At 63.4% G+C, this 17,306-nt stretch carries 14 protein-coding genes and 2 tRNA genes; 3 read left to right on the top strand and 13 right to left on the bottom strand.

Annotation, left to right across the window (positions count from 1 at the left end):
* The 13 genes from R4P47_RS11715 to dnaA form a co-directional block, all read right to left on the bottom strand.
* Positions 1-345 (bottom strand): acyl-ACP desaturase (locus R4P47_RS11715; protein ID WP_317784797.1); only part of this gene is annotated, 345 nt, incomplete at its 3' end.
* A 412-nt stretch (positions 346-757) separates the two neighbouring features.
* A tRNA-Ala gene (locus tag R4P47_RS11710) sits at positions 758-830 on the bottom strand.
* Between the two features lie 190 nt (positions 831-1,020).
* Positions 1,021-1,094 (bottom strand) — tRNA-Ile (locus R4P47_RS11705).
* Positions 1,095-1,203: 109 nt separating this feature from the next.
* Positions 1,204-2,568, bottom strand: a complete 1,365-nt coding sequence (locus R4P47_RS11700; RefSeq protein WP_317784796.1) for a DUF3566 domain-containing protein — start codon at positions 2,566-2,568, stop codon at positions 1,204-1,206.
* Positions 2,569-5,112 carry a DNA gyrase subunit A gene (gene gyrA / locus R4P47_RS11695; protein ID WP_068047539.1) on the bottom strand — a complete coding sequence of 848 codons (2,544 nt, stop codon included), beginning with the start codon at positions 5,110-5,112 and terminating at the stop codon, positions 2,569-2,571. It abuts the gene before it with no gap.
* Positions 5,113-5,180: 68 nt separating this feature from the next.
* Positions 5,181-7,223 (bottom strand): DNA topoisomerase (ATP-hydrolyzing) subunit B, encoded by a 2,043-nt coding sequence (gyrB, locus tag R4P47_RS11690; protein ID WP_094638409.1) that lies wholly within the window; start codon positions 7,221-7,223, stop codon positions 5,181-5,183.
* Between the two features lie 257 nt (positions 7,224-7,480).
* Positions 7,481-8,578 carry a PDR/VanB family oxidoreductase gene (locus R4P47_RS11685; protein WP_149408173.1) on the bottom strand — a complete coding sequence of 366 codons (1,098 nt, stop codon included), beginning with the start codon at positions 8,576-8,578 and terminating at the stop codon, positions 7,481-7,483.
* Positions 8,579-8,610: 32 nt separating this feature from the next.
* On the bottom strand, positions 8,611-9,528 hold the full coding sequence (locus R4P47_RS11680; RefSeq protein WP_269596186.1) for a metal-dependent hydrolase: 918 nt from the start codon (positions 9,526-9,528) through the stop codon (positions 8,611-8,613).
* Between the two features lie 169 nt (positions 9,529-9,697).
* Positions 9,698-10,261 (bottom strand): DUF721 family protein, encoded by a 564-nt coding sequence (locus R4P47_RS11675; RefSeq protein ID WP_149408169.1) that lies wholly within the window; start codon positions 10,259-10,261, stop codon positions 9,698-9,700.
* Positions 10,258-11,508 (bottom strand): DNA replication/repair protein RecF, encoded by a 1,251-nt coding sequence (gene recF / locus R4P47_RS11670; RefSeq protein WP_149408168.1) that lies wholly within the window; start codon positions 11,506-11,508, stop codon positions 10,258-10,260. The genes R4P47_RS11675 and recF overlap by 4 nt, the downstream gene beginning before the upstream one ends.
* The gene (gene gnd, locus R4P47_RS11665; RefSeq protein ID WP_149408167.1) at positions 11,509-12,435 is read right to left on the bottom strand and encodes a phosphogluconate dehydrogenase (NAD(+)-dependent, decarboxylating); all 927 of its coding nucleotides are present in this window, start codon (positions 12,433-12,435) and stop codon (positions 11,509-11,511) included. It abuts the gene before it with no gap.
* Between the two features lie 65 nt (positions 12,436-12,500).
* Positions 12,501-13,685, bottom strand: coding sequence for a DNA polymerase III subunit beta (gene dnaN / locus R4P47_RS11660; protein WP_068047709.1), 1,185 nt, complete (start codon positions 13,683-13,685; stop codon positions 12,501-12,503).
* A gap of 584 nt (positions 13,686-14,269) precedes the next feature.
* Complete coding sequence (dnaA, locus tag R4P47_RS11655; RefSeq protein ID WP_068047705.1) at positions 14,270-15,802, bottom strand: chromosomal replication initiator protein DnaA; 1,533 nt, start codon at positions 15,800-15,802, stop codon at positions 14,270-14,272.
* 621 nt (positions 15,803-16,423) lie between these two features.
* Between dnaA and rpmH the strand changes: the two genes are divergently transcribed.
* Genes rpmH through yidD form a run of 3 tightly spaced genes read left to right on the top strand, consistent with a single transcriptional unit; the run spans position 16,424 to position 17,304 of the window.
* Complete coding sequence (gene rpmH / locus R4P47_RS11650; protein ID WP_026347786.1) at positions 16,424-16,567, top strand: 50S ribosomal protein L34; 144 nt, start codon at positions 16,424-16,426, stop codon at positions 16,565-16,567.
* A gap of 30 nt (positions 16,568-16,597) precedes the next feature.
* A complete protein-coding gene (gene rnpA / locus R4P47_RS11645) occupies positions 16,598-16,978 on the top strand; it encodes a ribonuclease P protein component (protein WP_149408166.1) in 381 nt (126 codons plus the stop codon).
* Positions 16,975-17,304 (top strand): membrane protein insertion efficiency factor YidD, encoded by a 330-nt coding sequence (yidD, locus tag R4P47_RS11640; protein ID WP_149408165.1) that lies wholly within the window; start codon positions 16,975-16,977, stop codon positions 17,302-17,304. Before rnpA ends, yidD begins: the two co-directional genes overlap by 4 nt.
* The last annotated feature ends 2 nt before the right edge of the window (positions 17,305-17,306 follow it).

The following is a 17,306-nucleotide window of genomic DNA, read 5'->3' as shown; positions in this document are numbered from 1 at the left end:
GCGCATGACGATGCCGTGACGGTTCTCCTCCGCAGTCCAGCGCCCCACCCACGTCCCCCAGGCACCGTCCAACGAAAGATTGTCTGCCAGCCCCCGGTGATACGACGGCAGATTGTCCTCGGTGAGCAAATTGGTGATCATCGCCGTGCGCGCCAGTTCCGACAGCGACGACTGCTCGAGCGACCAGTCCTGTCCACCCATCGCCGCGAAATTGCGACCCAGATCCCACGGAACGTAATCATGCGGATGCCATTCCTTCGCCATCGACAGATGACGATTCAGATTGGCTTCCAACGTGCCGTCGAGTTCCCTCAACAGCTCTTCATGATCGAGAACGCGCGTCATCTGCGGGACTCCTTAGAGATTCGAGATGCCCGAATCGCCGATCGATTCGAGACAGTGGCGAACACCGCCCGCCGAGATCGAACGACGGCACACCCCCCTGCGGTGCGCCGTCGCGACCATCCACGTCGATCCGAGAACCGACGTCCTTGCACAGCGACCACGCTAAGGACCGAACCATCGATACGACACCGAACCGACGACTGTCTGGACATGTGGGCGCCGAAACACAGATCGCCTTGGGTCCAATCACAACCGGTCAACCTGAGTGGCCGGCGGATCTCGCGGCGCGCCCGATGGCACTCAATGTCACATTCAGTGGACTTTTCGGGGGTCAATGTCACATCGAGTGGACATGGGGGGCGGCTGGAGAGGCGAAAAAGGACGCCCACCGAAGTGGACGTCCTTTTCTTTGTGGAGCCTAGGAGATTCGAACTCCTGACATCTGCCTTGCAAAGGCAGCGCTCTACCAACTGAGCTAAGGCCCCGGGTGTTGCCGGTAATCGTGGACGAACTCTACACGTCCACTCCGAGCGATTGTCACGCGGTGGGGATGCTATGCCAAACGCCGTCCGAGCTGCGCTGCGAGCGCACCTTCGATAATGTCAGCACTGCGATCACCACCGATGCGACAAGAAGAAGGATTTTCATGTCCTGCCTCTTTTCGTTCGTTCGGTGTGGGCCTAGGAGGACTTGAACCTCCGACCTCTTCCTTATCAGGGAAGCGCTCTAACCGCCTGAGCTATAGGCCCTCATCACTACTTCGGGCCGAAGAAAAGCTCTCCTCGAACCGAGGGATGAGATTACCGTATCGGGCCGCTGTCTTCCAAAACGGCCCGATACGGCTCTCGATGGTGCAGGTCAGTCGCGGTCTGCCAGTGTCACTTCGACGCCACCGACCAGGTCCGACGACAGGTTGTAGATGAAGGCGCCGATGGTGGTGAGAGCGGTGAAGAGTACGACATTGATCACACCGATCACCGCTGCGTAGCCGAACACCTGCCCGGCGCTGACGAGTCCTCCGCCGCCGGATTCGTTGACGATCTCGGTGAACGCACTGTTGAGACGTTCCCAGACGCCCATGCCGTCGAGCACGGCGTACAGCAAGCCGACGGACACCATCCACACGAAGAACAGTGACACTGCGATCACGAGGGCGATCTTGAGCGTCGACCACGGATCGATCTTGCGGATCTGGATGGTCGCCCGCAGGGGGTCGCCGTCCGCACTGGCCACGGCCGTGATGGCTGCCGGTGCTGCGCGCTCGGACTGGGACGGCTCGGGGTGCCGGACGGCAGACAGGTCCGGCATGTCCTTCGCCAGATCCTTGCGTTCGATGTGCCGTGTCGGTCCGTCGATGACCGCAGCCTTCGACCGGGCAGCTTCTCGCCGTTCGGTCTTGTCCTCCGTCGACTCACGCTGAGTGGGCTCGGCTGCCGTACGAGCGGTCCGATCGAACTCACCGTTCGGTGGCAGTGCCGCTCCGCGTCCGGACAGGTTGGTCTGCGGCTGATTCTGCGGCTGCTGCCGGTCCGTTCCCTGCGATGCGGGCCGCTGGGCGGCACCGCGCTGCCAGGGCGGGGTTCCGGCGCCGGCCTGCGGATCGTCGTTCTGTTGAGCCGGCATTGCCTGAGTTGCTGCGGGACCGGCCTGATCCTGACCCCGAGCGGACTCGGATGCACGAGATCCGTCACCGGTGGCAGCCGAGTCGGCGGATACCTGCGGTGTGCGGACGGTCTCGTTGGGCGCGGCCGAGGGCTGCTGTCCCGAGGGCTGCGGGGCTGCCTGCCGAGGAGCTTGACCGGCCGGTGCCTGCCGCTGCGGCGGTTGGCCGTTCGGCGGCGGACCGACGGGCCGTCCGGGAGCCTGCGGCGGCTGGGACTGAGGCGGACCGGCGGGAGCCTGTCCCTGCTGGGGTGCAGGCGGACGCTGAGTGGCAGCCCCCGGCGGTCCCTGAGGTGCAGGCGGTCGCTGCGGGGGCGGAGGTCCCTGAGCCGGGCGTGCCGGACCGTTCGGATTTCCGGGTGCCGGTCGGATCGGAGGACGAGCACCCCCCTGCGGGGCCGGGCCACGACCCGCGGCGGGCGCGGGACGATTGGCCGGCTGCGGGCGGCTGCCCGGGCGAGCTCCCTCGGGCGGCGCGGGACGCGCGGGCTGCTCGGCCTCCCGGCTGTCCGGTCCACCGCTGGGGCCGGGCCTGCTACCAGGCCGGTTGGGAGTGCTCACTTACGACTCCTTCGCTGCATCGTCTTCGGTGCCCAGAGAATCCGGTTCGATCTCGTCGGCGTTGCGCGCGATCGCGAGCAGGGTGTCGCCTTCACCGAGATTCATCAACCGCACGCCCTTGGTCTGTCGGCCGGCCTTCCGAACCTGCTTGGCAGCGGTCCGGATCACACCACCACTGGACGTGATGGCGTACAGCTCGTCCTCGTCGTCGACGATGAGAGCTCCCACCAGCGTGCCACGCTTCGGGTCGTACTGAATTGTCAGCACTCCCTTTCCGCCGCGGCCCTGCTGCGGGTAATCCTCCATCGCGGTGCGCTTGGAATAGCCACCCGACGTCGCGACCAGCAAGAACTTGTTCTCGCTGACGACGTTGAGCGAGAGCAACGCGTCCTCGCCGTTGAATCGCATGCCCTGCACACCCGAGGTGGCGCGACCCATCGGGCGCAGCACTTCGTCGGTGGCCGAGAACCGGATGGACTGACCCTGCGCCGAGACCAGCAGCAGATCGTCGTCCGAGGACGCGAGAACCGCGCCGACCAACTCGTCGTCGCCGCGCAGATTGACCGCGACGATGCCGCCGCTGCGGTTGGAATCGAAATCCGTCAGACGCGACTTCTTGACGAGACCACCCTTGGTGGCGAGCACCAGGTAGGGGGCATCCTCGTAGGTCTTGATCTGGATGACCTGGGCGATGCGTTCGTCCGGCTGGAAGGCGAGCAAGTTCGCGACGTGCTGACCGCGGGCGGTTCGGTTCGCCTCGGGCAGCTCGTAGGCCTTGGCCCGGTAGACGCGACCCTTGGTGGTGAAGAACAGGATCCAGTCGTGCGTCGAGCAGACGAAGAACTTGCTGACGATGTCGTCCTGCTTGAGGCCCGCTCCCATCACTCCCTTGCCGCCGCGCTTCTGCGAGCGGTAGAGGTCGGTTCTGGTGCGCTTGGCGTATCCGGTCTCGGTGATCGTGACGACCACGTTCTCCCGCGCGATCAGATCCTCGTCGTTGACGTCCCCGTCGGCGGCGATGATGCGCGTGCGACGGTCGTCGCCGAACTTCTCGACGATCTCGGCGAGCTCGTCCCGCACGATCTGTCGCTGTCGCTCAGGCTTGGCCAGGATGTCCTGCAGGTCTGCGATGGTGCGTTCGAGTTCTGCCAACTCGTCGATGATCTTCTGACGCTCGAGAGCTGCGAGGCGCCGCAGCTGCATGTCGAGGATCGCCTGAGCTTGGATCTCGTCGATGTCGAGCAGGTCGATCAAGCCCTGCTTGGCGAGATCCACCGTCTGCGACGCACGAATGAGCGCGATGACCTCGTCGAGTGCGTCGAGCGCTTTGACCAGGCCACGCAGAATGTGAGCCCGTTCCTCCGCTCTGCGCAACCGGTACCGAGTACGCCGAACGATCACGTCGAGTTGGTGGGTGACGTAGAAGCGAATCATCTGATCGAGGCGAAGCGTGCGCGGTACGCCGTCGACGATGGAGAGCATGTTCGCGCCGAAGCTCGTCTGCAGCTGCGAGTGCTTGTAGAGGTTGTTGAGCACGACCTTCGCGACCGCGTCGCGCTTGATCGTGACGACGATGCGCATACCGACTCGGTCGGACGACTCGTCGTCGATCTTGGAGATACCGGACATCTTGCCGTCGCGTACCTGCTCGGCGATCGAGGTGATCAGGTTGTCCGGGTTGACCTGGTAGGGCAGCTCGGTGATGACGATCGTGGTGCGACCGTTGGAGTCTTCTTCGATCTCGACGACGCCGCGCATCCGGATGGAGCCGCGACCGGTCGAGTACGCGTCCTGGATGCCCTGGCCGCCGACGATGAGTCCGTGGGTGGGGAAGTCAGGGCCTTTGACGCGTTCCATGCACGCGGCGAGGGTTGCTTCCTCGTCCGCCTCGAAGTTGTCCAGGGCCCAGAACACCGCATCGCCCAGTTCACGCAGATTGTGCGGCGGGATGTTGGTGGCCATACCGACGGCAATGCCGTTGGAGCCGTTCATCAACAGGTTCGGCACCCGCGACGGAAGTACCGTCGGCTCTTGGGTTTTGCCGTCGTAGTTGGGGATGAAGTCGACGGTTTCCTCGTCGATGTCGCGCAGCATCTCCATCGCGAGCGGGGTCAACCGGGCTTCGGTGTATCGCATGGCTGCGGCACCGTCGTTGCCGCGTGAGCCGAAGTTGCCCTGGCCGTCGACCAGTGGGTACCGCATCGACCACGGCTGAGCCAGACGCACCAGTGCGTCGTAGATCGAGGTGTCGCCGTGGGGATGGTAGTTACCCATCGTTTCGGCAACGGGGCGTGCGGATTTGACGTAGCTGCGGTCGGGGCGGAAGCCCGAGTCGTACATCGCGTACAGGACGCGACGGTGCACCGGCTTGAGGCCGTCACGCACCTCGGGCAGGGCACGACCGACGATGACGCTCATGGCGTAATCGATGTAACTGCGCTGCATTTCCTGCTGGATGTCGACCGGATCGATCCGGTCTCCGCCCTCGGCGTTGGTGGTCGAACCCGGCGGGGGTCCTACCGGCGGTTCGGTGATGTCAGACATGCAAATCTCCTCGAGAAACGGTCACCTCCACGCACCGAGAAACCTCATCGGTGCGTGAAGGGAAGTGACTAAACGTCAAGAAAGCGAACATCTTTCGCGTTGCGGGCAATGAAGCTTCGGCGTGCGGAGACGTCCTCGCCCATCAGGACGCTGAACAATTCGTCTGCCGCGGCCGCGTCGTCGAGGGTGACCAGACGCAGCACTCGCACAGCCGGGTCCATCGTGGTTTCCCACAGCTCCTTGGCGTTCATCTCGCCGAGGCCCTTGTAGCGCTGGACGCCGTCCTCGACGTTGATTTTGCGCTTGTTGGCGATGCCGGCCTCGAGCAGTCCGTCGCGTTCACGATCGGAGTAGGCGAAGTCGGGTTCACCGCGGCTCCACTTGAGCTTGTACAGCGGCGGCATGGCGAGGTAGACGTGGCCGTTCTCGATCAACGGACGCATGAACCGGAACAACAGAGTCATCAGCAGCGTCGAGATGTGCTGACCGTCGACGTCGGCGTCGGCCATCAGCACGATCTTGTGATAGCGCAGCTTGGTGATGTCGAACTCGTCGTGGATGCCGGTTCCGAAGGCGGTGATGATCGCCTGGACCTCGTTGTTCTTCAGGACGCGGTCGATGCGAGCCTTCTCGACGTTGATGATCTTTCCGCGCAGCGGCAGGATCGCCTGGAACATCGAGTCGCGTCCGGATTTGGCCGAGCCGCCTGCGGAGTCGCCCTCCACGATGTAGATCTCGGACTTGCTCGGGTCGTTGGATCGGCAGTCAGCGAGCTTGCCGGGTAGGCCACCGATATCGGTTGCGCTCTTGCGGCGCACCATCTCTCGGGCCTTTCGCGCAGCCATCCGGGCCTGCGCGGAGGAGACCGCCTTGTTGATGATCGTCTTGGCGTCGGCCGGGTTGGACTCGAACCAGTGCGAGAGGTGCTCGTTGCAGGCCTTGAGGACGAACGATCGGATCTCGGTGTTGCCGAGCTTGGTCTTGGTCTGCCCCTCGAACTGCGGCTCACCGACTCGGACCGAAATGACCGCGGCGAGGCCCTCACGGATGTCGTCGCCGGTCAGCTTGATGTCTTTTTCCTTGACCAGCTTCTTCTCGAGGGCGTACTTGTTCACCGTCGAGGTCAACGCGGTGCGGAAGCCCTCTTCGTGGGTACCACCCTCGTGCGTGTTGATGGTGTTGGCGAAGGTGTGCACCGACTCGGAGTAACCGGCGTTCCACTGCATCGCGATCTCGACCTCGTGGCCTTCACCCTTGCCTGTGAAGCCCACGACCGAGTTGTGGATCGCGGTCTTGGTGCGGTTGATGTGCTTGACGAAGTCGACCAAGCCGTCGGGGTAGTGGTACGTCCGCTTGCGGACCTTGGCCGGCTTCGCGTTGGCCGCATCGGCCTGCTCTTCCTCGGCGGTCTTGGGGGCCTCGGCGGTCTCGCCCAATTCCTCCTCGGTGGCGTCGGTCGCTGCCACTCGCTCGTCGGTGAAGTTGATGGTCAGTCCCTTGTTCAGGAACGCCATCTCCTGCAGGCGGCGGTGCACGGTCTCGAAGCTGTAGTCGAGAGTCTCGAAGATCTTGCCGTCGGCCCAGAAGCGGACGGTGGTGCCGGTCTCGTCGGTGTTCCCGACGGTTTCGAGCGGTCCGGGCTTGGCGTAGTCGTAGGTCTGGGTGTAGCGGTGACCGTCACGCGCGATCTGCAGTTCGACCTTGGTCGAGAGGGCATTCACCACGGAGATACCGACACCGTGCAGTCCGCCGGACACCGCGTAGGAATCGGAGTCGAACTTGCCGCCGGCATGCAGCTGGGTCATGACGACCTCGACGGTGGGGACGCCGGACGAGTGCATGGCGACGGGAATTCCTCGACCGTCGTCGGTGACCTCGACGCTGCCGTCCACGTGAATGGTGACGCCGACGGTGGAGGCATAACCGGCCATGGCCTCGTCGACGGAGTTGTCGACGACCTCCCAGATCAGGTGATGCAGGCCTCGTTCACCGGTGGAACCGATGTACATACCGGGCCTTTTACGAACCGCCTCCAGGCCCTCGAGGACCGTGATGGACGAAGCGCCGTAATCCTTGCTGTTCTCGTTGTTACCTGACTTCTGGGCAGCCACGGTTAGCTGGTTCTCCTTCTACGCGTCCACTACCCCGCTCACACCCCGACAGGGTGCTACCGCAGGGGCGAGCGCAGTCGATTCCGGCCGCGCCCGGGTCCATGCGTTGTTCCGGGCTTGATGTCGTACCGGTCCATAGTACTGGTTGCCTGCGACAGCATGGGCACGATGACACCCCTAAAAGGCCTCTGATTGCTTCACAGGCGCATTTTCAGGGTGCCGGGCGACAAAGATGAAGGGTAAATGCGGCGGCTCGGCTAGAGATCGAGCACGATCCGTTCACCCTCGGAACGGGACACGCAGATCAACATCTCGTGTTCCTGCTCCTCGGCGGTGAGCCGGTTCTCCCGATGCTGCGGTGTTCCGCTGAGTACTCGAACGCGACACGTGCCGCAGAACCCCTGCTGGCAGGAGTACGCCACATCGGGCCTCAGACGCCGAATGGCATGCAACGCAGTCTCGTCCGGAGCCACTGCGATGATCTGTCCGGAATCGACGAGCTGCACCTCGAACTCCGCGCCGTTCTTCACCGGCGGCGGTGAGAAACGCTCGAAGTGCAGATGCGTCGCCGGCAACGAGTCGAACGACGCCCGAACCAGATCGATCATCGGCGGAGGTCCGCACACGTAGACCGAACCGCCGGGTGCCGCGGCACCGAGCAGATCCATGCTCGACGGCATGCCGTCCACATCGTCGGTCCGCACCGTCACGCGGTCGGCGTCCCAGCCGGCGATCTCGTCGAGGAACGGCATCGATTCACGTGAGCGGCCGCAGTAGACGAGGTGCCAATCCATCCCCGTCTCTCGAGCGCGACGCACCATCGAGATGATGGCTGTGATGCCGATTCCGCCGGCCACGAACACCGCGTGCTCGGACTGTACGAACGGAAAACCGTTGCGCGGCCCGCGAATTGCGACCTCGGTGCCGACCTTCAGATCGTGCATCTCACGCGACCCACCGCCGCCGTCGGGCACCAAGCGCACCGCGATGGAGTACGAGTCGGCATCCGGCTGCCCACACAACGAGTACTGCCGACGACGTCCGGACTGGAGATAGAAGTCCAGATGCATTCCCGGTGCCCACGCGGGCAGCACCTCACCGTCGGCGGCCGAGAAGGTCAGTTGGACCACCTGCTCGTCGACGCACAGCACCTCGCGCGAGACCAACGTCAGCAACCGGGTCCGAGCCACGGGCGGCGCAGCGAACGACGCGTCGTAGTCGTCACCGTCGAGCAGAGCGAACCATTTGTCGAGCGCATCGGTCACCAGAGACACGGTCTGATCGGGCTCGTCACGGCCGTACAGATTCTTCGGAATGGTGCGTCCAGCCCGGAACGAGTCCACCATCTGTGCCATTGCGCCGAGCTTGCTCCGCAACGTGCGTTTGGTCATCGATCGGCGGACCGAGCTGCCGGTGAGGTGGCCAGATACTGCACTGCCTGCGCCGTCGAACCTTCCTGGGAAGGGTGGTAGGTGCGCTTGAAGTAACGCAACGACGCCTTCACCATCGACATCGGGGTCGGGAACAGGCCGGCCTGGGCAACTCGACGGAATTCTCGGAACGACGGTGTGCGCTGCTTGGGTGGCAGGTGCGCCAGCGTCGGATCCTGGCTCATCAGAAAGCGAACACCGCGGGTCCAGAACCACACCAACGTGGGCGCGATGACGACGTAGGTACGAATACGGCGGGCCGGGCGGACGTCGAAGTACCGCATCACCTCGTAGGCCACCGACCGATGCTCGACCTCCTCGGCTCCGTGCCACCGCAGCAGATCCAGCATGATCGGATCGACGTCGGCCTCGTCCAACTCCGAGGCATTGAGCACCCAATCGCCCAGGAAGGCGGTCAGGTGTTCTGCGGCAGCGATGAGGGCGAGACGTTCGACCAGACTGTTCTGACCGTGACCGGACCTGTTGCCCAAAGCGCGGCCGAACAGGAACTTCATCTGATCGACGTACGGGTCGACATCGATGCCGTGTGCCCGAAGCTGATCGTGGATATCGGTGTGCGCCTGCGCGTGCATGGCTTCCTGACCGATGAACCCGATCACGTCGTCGCGCAGCTGATCGTCGTGGATCAGCGGCAACGCTTCCTTGAAGGTGCGCACGAACCATTCCTCACCCTCGGGCAGGAGCAGGTGCATCACATTGATCAGGTGCGTCGCGAGCGGATTGCCGTCCATGTAGTGCAACGGCAGGGAATTCCAGTCGAACTCGACATTCCGGGCATGGAGAACGAATCGGTCTTCGGGGGTCCCGTCGACATCGACGGCCGCCGTCGATGCCTTCTTCGTTGGTGCAGACACAACTTCTCCTCGTCCGATGGCCGCGTAGAACATCTTCATCGATCCCCCGACCGCTGAGTGTCGCGAATCACGCTACGCACATCGACCATGTCACAGCAACACTGGCCCCAACATCTGTTGAGGATCACCTGGACCAGGCGCTTCGAGAAGCCTACGTTGGGACGTCTCACTATCCGTAAGTGTCGCGCGGGCCCCGCCCACGCACGTGGCGCTCACCTTTTCTCCAGCTCTGCGTCGTCGGACCGGTGATGCGCAGAGACGTCACAACGCCGTGACCCACGGCGGCCGCGATCTTGGCCAGAATCTGCGACTGCATCAGCCTCAACTGCGTCGCCCACGCCGTGGACTCCGCCGAAATGCTCAACACACCGTCCTTGAGACCGGTCGGCTCCGCATGAGCCGAGATGTCCTCGCCGACCACGCTGGGCCACCGGCCCAACACCGCGCCCTCGGACACCTTGGCCGACCACCCACGCTTGGACGCGATCGAGTTCGCCAACGCCCCGAACGCCTGCGGATCACGGTCGTCCGGCCCGGCTCCCGACCAACCACGTCGACGACGCCCCCGCAGTGCTCGAACCCCGCCGGTAGGAGACGACCGTCCCTGCCCCACCGATTTGCCACTGGCCTTGGCTGCGGCTCGGGCGTCCTCCAGTGCTCGACGCGCCAGATCGACACCTTTCAGTTCCGGTACCTCACCGTTGTCCGTGGGCGCTGCATCGTCGTCGGTCATCGAACCTCACCTTCCGAAGCTGCGGTGCCGGTATCGGCCGACAGGTCCGAGATACGCGAGATACGTCCTGCTGCACCGGAATCCGAATTCTGCGTCGCTTCGACCCCGTACCGCCGAGCATCGAGTTCGGGAGGTACGTCCTCCGGTACCGCCGCGGTGATGAGCACCTGCTCTGCGCCGGCGGCCACCGTCGCCAACGCCGCGCGCCTCTTGCGGTCGAGCTCGGCGAACACGTCGTCGAGCATCAGAACCGGGTCGGTACCGTCTTCCCGCAGCAACGCAAATGACCCGAGCCGCAAAGACAGTGCGTACGACCACGACTCACCATGGCTGGCAAAGCCTTTCGTCGGTTGATCACCGAGCATCAATTCCAAGTCGTCGCGGTGCGGTCCCACCAGACACACCCCGCGTTCGATCTCGCGCTGTCTCATCACCGAAAGTTGATGCAGGAACGCTGCTTCCAGCACCTCGGTGTCATCGGGTTCGGGTGCGCGATCGGCATCGGAGAATTCCGGTGGGAGCGCATCGGCCAGACTGCAGCGATAGGCAACTGCGGCCAACCGCGATTCCGGCGCGATCGAACTGTAGGCCTGCTGTACGAAAGGCATCAGCTCGTGCACCAAAGATATTCTGGCAGCCAGCAATCGAGCACCGTGCGCCGCGAGATGCCCGTCCCAGACGTCGAGGGTGGCAAGAGCGCTGGCGCCGTCACCCGACGACGAACCGCGGCGCAACGATCCACTCGCGGTCTTGAGCAGAGCCGATCGTTGCCGCAGAACCTTGTCGTAATCGGCACGGACAGTGGCCATTCGAGGAATTCGAGTGGTGAGCAGCTCGTCGAGGTAGCGTCGGCGCTCACCGGGATCACCGCGGACGAGCGAGAGATCCTCTGGAGCGAACAACACACTCTGCAACACGCCCAGGATCTCCCGTGGGCGACGCAGCGGCGACCTGTTCATCCGAGCCTTGTTGGCCCGGCCTTCGAGCAGCTCGACGTCGATGATCAATTCGCGACCGTGATTGACCACGGCACTACCCACGAATGCTTTGGCGGCACCTGCCCGGATCATGGGGGCATCCGAGGACACACGATGGGAGGACAACGTCGACAGATAGTTGAGTGACTCGAGCAGATTTGTCTTTCCGTGTCCGTTGGGCCCTACGAACACGGTCGAGCCCGGTCCGAGGTCGACCGTCAGGTCGTCCCAGGATCGGAAGTCGTGTAGCTGCAGAGACCGGACGAACACTTACTCGGTGTTCTTCGGCGCCGGGGCGCGCAGGGTCTCGTCGGCGTCGGCCTTCTTGACCGCATGCCCGCCGAACTGGTTCCGCAGGGCAGAGACAGCCTTCATGGCAGGCGAATCCTCTTGCCGCGAAGCAAATCTGGCGAACAGTGCCGCTGAGATCACCGGCGCAGGGACGGCATGACGGATGGCTTCCTCGACGGTCCAGCGACCCTCACCGGAGTCCTCCGTGTACCCGGAGATCTCACTGAACTCCGGATCATGACCGAGAGCTTCGACCAGCAGATCGAGCAGCCACGACCGCACGACCGTGCCCTTGCTCCAGGCCCGCAGCACGCCCTGCACATCCTGCACGAGCTCTTCGGCTTCGAGGATCTCGTACCCCTCGGCATAGGCCTGCATCAACCCGTATTCGATACCGTTGTGCACCATTTTCGAGTAGTGACCGGCACCGACCGGGCCGGCATGCACGAAACCGTCCGCGCGCTCGCCCTCGGGACGCAACGCGTCGAAGATCGGCATCGCTCTGGCGACATGCTCGTCCTGGCCGCCGACCATCAGGCCGTAGCCGTTCTTCAGACCCCAGACGCCGCCGGATACTCCGGCGTCGATGTAACCGATTCCCTTGGCGTCCAACAACTCTGCGTTGGGCTTGTCATCGGTGAAGCGTGAATTGCCGCCGTCGATCACCAGATCGCCGGGCTCGAGCACATCCGCAAGGCCGTTGACGGTGTCGCGGGTGATCTGACCGGACGGGACCATCACCCACACCACCCGGGGCGCCGTCAACGATTGCGCCAGCCCGGCCAGTGACGGGGTATCGGTCACCTCGGGTCGGGGGTCGTAGCCGATCACCTCGTGACCGTGCTCGCGCAATCTCTCGCGCATGTTGAAACCCATTTTTCCGAGACCGACCAAGCCGAGCTGCATGATGACGCGTCCTTGTCTGTGTCAGGTGCGAAAATTCCCGCGGATTCAACAGTAACGAGGCAGGATCAGCCCGGCAGCCTGACGGGCATCAGCAGATACGTGTATTCGGACTTCGGCGCCGCGAACTTGCCTGCGTCGTCGGGCACGAGTTCCTCGTCGGAGGTCGGCCGCAGCACTGCAGGCCGGCTCGGCGTCGTGAATCCGAAGGTGACCTTCTCGCTGTGCAGCGAGGACAACCCGTCGATGAGGTATCCCGGGTTGAAGGCGATGGTCAGTGCCTCGCCCTGGAAGTCGGCAGGCAAAGCTTCCTCGGCGCGGCCGGCGTCGTCGCCACCTGCGGACAGCAACACACCGTCCGAATTGAATTCCAGGCGCACCTGCGCACCACGCTCGGCGACGAGAGCGACACGCTTGATGGCCTCGACCAGCGATGCGATGTCGAGGGTCGCCACCGCAGTGTGTTCGGCGGGCAGCAACTGACGGAACTTCGGGAACTCTGCGTCGAGCAACCTGGTCGTGGTGCGGCGCCCGTCGCTGACGATGCCCAGCAAACCGTCGCTACCGATGGACGAGCCGGAACCGAGGGCCAGTTCCACCGGTGAGCCGGAGTTGCCGCCCAGAGTCTTCGCCGACTCCGACAAAGTCTTGGCGGGAATCAGCACCGCGGTGGTGGTGTCGGCACCGGCGGGAGCCCACTCCACTTCACGAACCGCCAACCGGAAACGGTCGGTGGCCGCGAGAACGACGTTGGTGCCGTCGATCTCCACGCGGATACCGGTGAGCATCGGAAGCGTGTCGTCCTTGCCCGCCGCAATGGCGACCTGGGCGATTGCCTCGGAGAAGACATCACCGGCCAGCGAGCCGGTGTTGCTGGGCAACTCGGGGAGCTGCGGGTAGTCCTCCACCGGCATCGTGGGCAGTGAGAACTTGGCGCTTCCGCAGTTGACCAGAACGCGGGTTCCGTCGACCGTGACGTCGACCGGCTTGTTCGGCAACGACTTCGTGATATCGGCAAGTAGCTTGCCCGACACCAGAACTCGACCTGCAGTGGCAACCTCGGCCGACACCTTGACCTGAGCGGAGACCTCGTAGTCGAATCCGGAAACCGTCAGACCCTGCTCGTCGGCAGCGAGAAGAACTCCGCCGAGAACGGGAACGGGCGGCCGAGACGGCAGGCTGCGGGCTACCCACGCGACGGAATCGGAAAAATCTTCACGAGCAACGCGAAACTTCAAACTTCCAAGCTCCATCGCTCGGCATTTCCTCTCGTTCGGTGGTGTTCGGCGTTACGGCCGGAGCGGTGCAACCACGATGGTTGCGGCTCGAACCGCTGCAACGACGAGTGTGGCACATCCAGCGCAAGCACACCGTATGCCCTCCGAAGCGAAGACGAAAGCGCGAGGTTCACGTCGAACGTGGGATTCGGGGGTTCTCGGAGGGCCTGTGAACGGATCGTTCCCCAACACCTGTTTTCAAAGAAGTTCTTTCAAGGAGAAAACAGAAGTATTAATAGGTCCTGTGGAATCTGTGCACGGACCGTTCGATCCGCTGGTGGCCGAGCGTGGTGTCGTGGGGATGAACTCGGGACCAATACGCGGTTGACGCGCGGCTGCCTGTGGACGAATCACATCGGTGCACAGGCGCCCACATTCCATCCCCAGAACTTCGATGTTGTCCACATGGTTATCCACAGGTGTGAATCAATGGTCGACGGCTCGAAAACTCGCCGAATCCGCGTCGAGAATCGGTCCGACGAACGACCGGAAACAGCAACGGCACCGAACCCTCGATGGGATTCGGTGCCGTCTTCTCGGAGTCCGTCCGTCTTCGGTGGCTACCGCTTGGAGCGCTGCTTGATCCGCGCAGTGAGCTCCTGAACCTGGTCGTACACCTTGCGACGCTCGGTCATCTCCTTGCGGATCTTCTTGTCCGCGTACATCACCGTCGTGTGATCCCGACCGAACGTCTGCCCGATCTTGGGCAACGACAGATCGGTGAGCTCGCGACAGAGATACATCGCGATCTGCCTGGCCATGGCCAGTGCTCGGGCCTTGCCCGGCCCGCACAGGTCCTCGATGGAGGTGTTGAAGTACTCGGCTGTCACAGCCATGATCGTCGCCGCATTGATCTCGAGACTCGACGAGTCGGGGATGAGATCGCGGAGAACCACCTCGGCGAGAGTGAGGTCGAGTGCTTGTCCGTTCAGCGATGCGAACGCCGTCACTCGAATGAGGGCGCCTTCGAGCTCACGAATGTTGCGTTCGATTCGGCTGGCGATGAGCTCGAGCACGTCGTGTGGCACATCGAGCCGGTCCATCCGAGCCTTCTTGCTCAGAATGGCGATCCGCGTCTCGAGCTCGGGTGGCTGCACATCGGTGATCAGGCCCCACTCGAAGCGGGTACGAAGCCGCTCCTCGAGGGTGGCCAACTGCTTGGGTGGGCGGTCGGAGGAAACGACGATCTGTTTGTTCGCGTTGTGCAAGGTGTTGAAGGTGTGGAAGAACTCCTCCTGGATGCCTTCCTTGCCCTCGATGAACTGGATGTCGTCGACCAGCAGCACGTCGGTCTCCCGGTAGCGGCGCTTGAACGCCACTTTGCGGTCGTCACGAAGACTGTTGATGAAGTCGTTGGTGAATTCCTCGGTGGAGACGTACTTGACGCGCATGCCTGGGAACAGGCGCTGCGCGTAGTGCCCGGCCGCGTGCAGGAGGTGAGTCTTGCCCAGACCCGACGCCCCCCACACGAACAGCGGGTTGTACGCGCGAGCAGGTGCTTCGGCGATCGCTACCGCAGCTGCGTGGGCGAACCGATTGGAGGCACCGATGACGAAGGTGTCGAAGGTGTACTTGGAGTTGAGGCTGTTGGCACCCGAGGACGGAGGCGTCGAGTCGGGAGGCTTCGTGAAGTACGTCGGCCACGAGTTCTGGACGCTGGCGAGAGCCTCGCGTTCGTCGTCGACCTCTTCGTAGTCGGCCGTCTCGGAGTCCGACGGCTCGTCGTCTCTGCTGGTCAGGACGCGGCGCCGGTACGTCGGAGAGCTGGCGGCATCGGGATACGTCGATCGCTCGGAGTCGATCTTCTCGTCCTCGGGAGCGGAGATACGCACGCCGAGTCCCTCGACACCCTGTCCCAGATGACGGCCGAGGGCGCCGAGGATGGGTTCGCGAAGATCTCGTTCGATCGCTTCCTGCGCGAAAGTCGACGGCACTGCGAGCAGCGCGAACCCCTGCGTCAAGGTCAGCGGTTTGACCAGAGCGAGCCAGGCCTTCTGGCCTTTGGTCAGCGGAGACCCACTGTGTCGGTCGGATGTGAGCTCCGCGACCACCTCGGGCCAGATGCGCGCGAGCGCATCCGGATCGTCGTTCACGTTGGGCCCTCCGTCGTCGAGCATTGGTCTCGGGCGGTGTTCGACGCAGGAATCCGCGCGCCGATTCGTACCCGCGCGGCAACGTCGTCGGATAGCGTCGTCGTTCGTGCGTCGCTGCGGCCGAGACCAGGGTCCGTGGATGGACCCCGCAAGGTACGAATATGCCACCTGAACTGTGTTTCCACACAATTATCCACAGGTGTGGATAAACGACACCGATGTGACCCCAGAACGCGTTCCGGCCCGTGCTATGGCAATTACGCCAGTCTGACCTGCACCGATGTCGACTGTCTGTAGTGCGATCGGACGACGTGCGTCGGAGCGAGCGGCCGTCCGGTGGCGATTTCGACGTACATCACACCGTCTGCGGCCGGAAACCGACGCTGCCTGTGCATGAACGACGACACTGTCCGCTCGAGAGCGAGTTTGACCGGCGGTGACTCGATCAGTACTCTCGAACAGTCACCCAATAGCGAGGTGGCCGATGCTTGCTGGCTGCTTACAGTCTGTCTTCACTCGGATTTCTCGCTCGGGAGGCAAGCAAGTCCATCCGGACTCGCTGAGTACCTTTCCAGCAGGCGCCGACGAACGGCGTCTTTTCAATCTCGAGGAGTGTTGACCGTGGCCAAGGGCAAGCGGACGTTCCAGCCGAACAATCGCCGCCGCGCGCGCGTTCATGGCTTCCGTCTTCGTATGCGTACCCGTGCGGGTCGTGCAATCGTTTCCGCACGTCGCGGCAAGGGCCGTAAAGAACTCACAGCCTGATATCTGTTCGTCCGAAGCTTGGAGCTCGGGATGCTTCCTGAGCCGAATCGACTACACCGAGCACGTGATTTCTCCGTAGCGGTGCGTCGAGGACGCCGAATGGGTAGATCGGATCTTGTGGTTCACGCCGTCGTGCGTGACGAACAGGACATCGCATCGACTGTTCGTGGTCCACGATTCGGATTGATCGTCAGCAAGGCAGTCGGGCCGGCCGTAACTCGTCATCGAGTTGCGCGCCGGCTTCGGCATATCTGTACCGACGTCATCGGTGAACTCCCCGAGACCACCGACGTGGTGATCCGCGCATTGCCCGGAGCCGCGAGCGCGTCCTCGACAGATCTACTGATTCAACTGCGTTCAGGATTGAAGAAGCTCGGTCTTCTCGAAGCTCCGAAGGGTCCGCCGTCATGACATTCATGGGCAACCTTCGTTCCATTCCTGCTCGAACACTCGTCTACTTCATCGGGTTGTACCGGATGTACGTGTCCCCGATGAGGCCTCCCACCTGTCGCTTCTCCCCCACCTGTAGTGAGTACGCCATCGAGGCGCTCCAGGTGCACGGGATGACGAAGGGCTCGTTGCTGGCAGTCGTCCGCCTCCTCAAATGTGCTCCCTGGCACTCTGGAGGGTGGGACCCGGTGCCCGAACCCGGTAGGTGGCGCGCGACCGTCACCGAGCTGACCGAAACCGAAGAACACCACGATCTCGCGCGAGTGGAAGAACAGAGGAGTACATAGAG

Origin of the sequence: Rhodococcus sp. IEGM 1370 (assembly GCF_033142325.1) — a bacterium.
Lineage (GTDB): Bacteria > Actinomycetota > Actinomycetes > Mycobacteriales > Mycobacteriaceae > Rhodococcoides.
Note: the sequence above shows the minus strand (reverse complement) of the source record. Positions and strands in the feature narration are given on the sequence as shown.

Bases quoted from the DNA above. Each gene is read 5' to 3' on its own strand.
- gyrA (WP_068047539.1), bottom strand. From the start codon at position 5,112: ATGTCTGACATCACCGAACCGCCGGTAGGACCCCCGCCGGGTTCGACC.
- R4P47_RS11685 (WP_149408173.1), bottom strand. From the start codon at position 8,578: ATGGCACAGATGGTGGACTCGTTCCGGGCTGGACGCACCATTCCGAAG.
- R4P47_RS11675 (WP_149408169.1), bottom strand. From the start codon at position 10,261: ATGACCGACGACGATGCAGCGCCCACGGACAACGGTGAGGTACCGGAA.
- gnd (WP_149408167.1), bottom strand. From the start codon at position 12,435: ATGCAGCTCGGCTTGGTCGGTCTCGGAAAAATGGGTTTCAACATGCGC.
- dnaN (WP_068047709.1), bottom strand. From the start codon at position 13,685: ATGGAGCTTGGAAGTTTGAAGTTTCGCGTTGCTCGTGAAGATTTTTCC.
- rnpA (WP_149408166.1), top strand. From the start codon at position 16,598: ATGCTTCCTGAGCCGAATCGACTACACCGAGCACGTGATTTCTCCGTA.
- yidD (WP_149408165.1), top strand. From the start codon at position 16,975: ATGACATTCATGGGCAACCTTCGTTCCATTCCTGCTCGAACACTCGTC.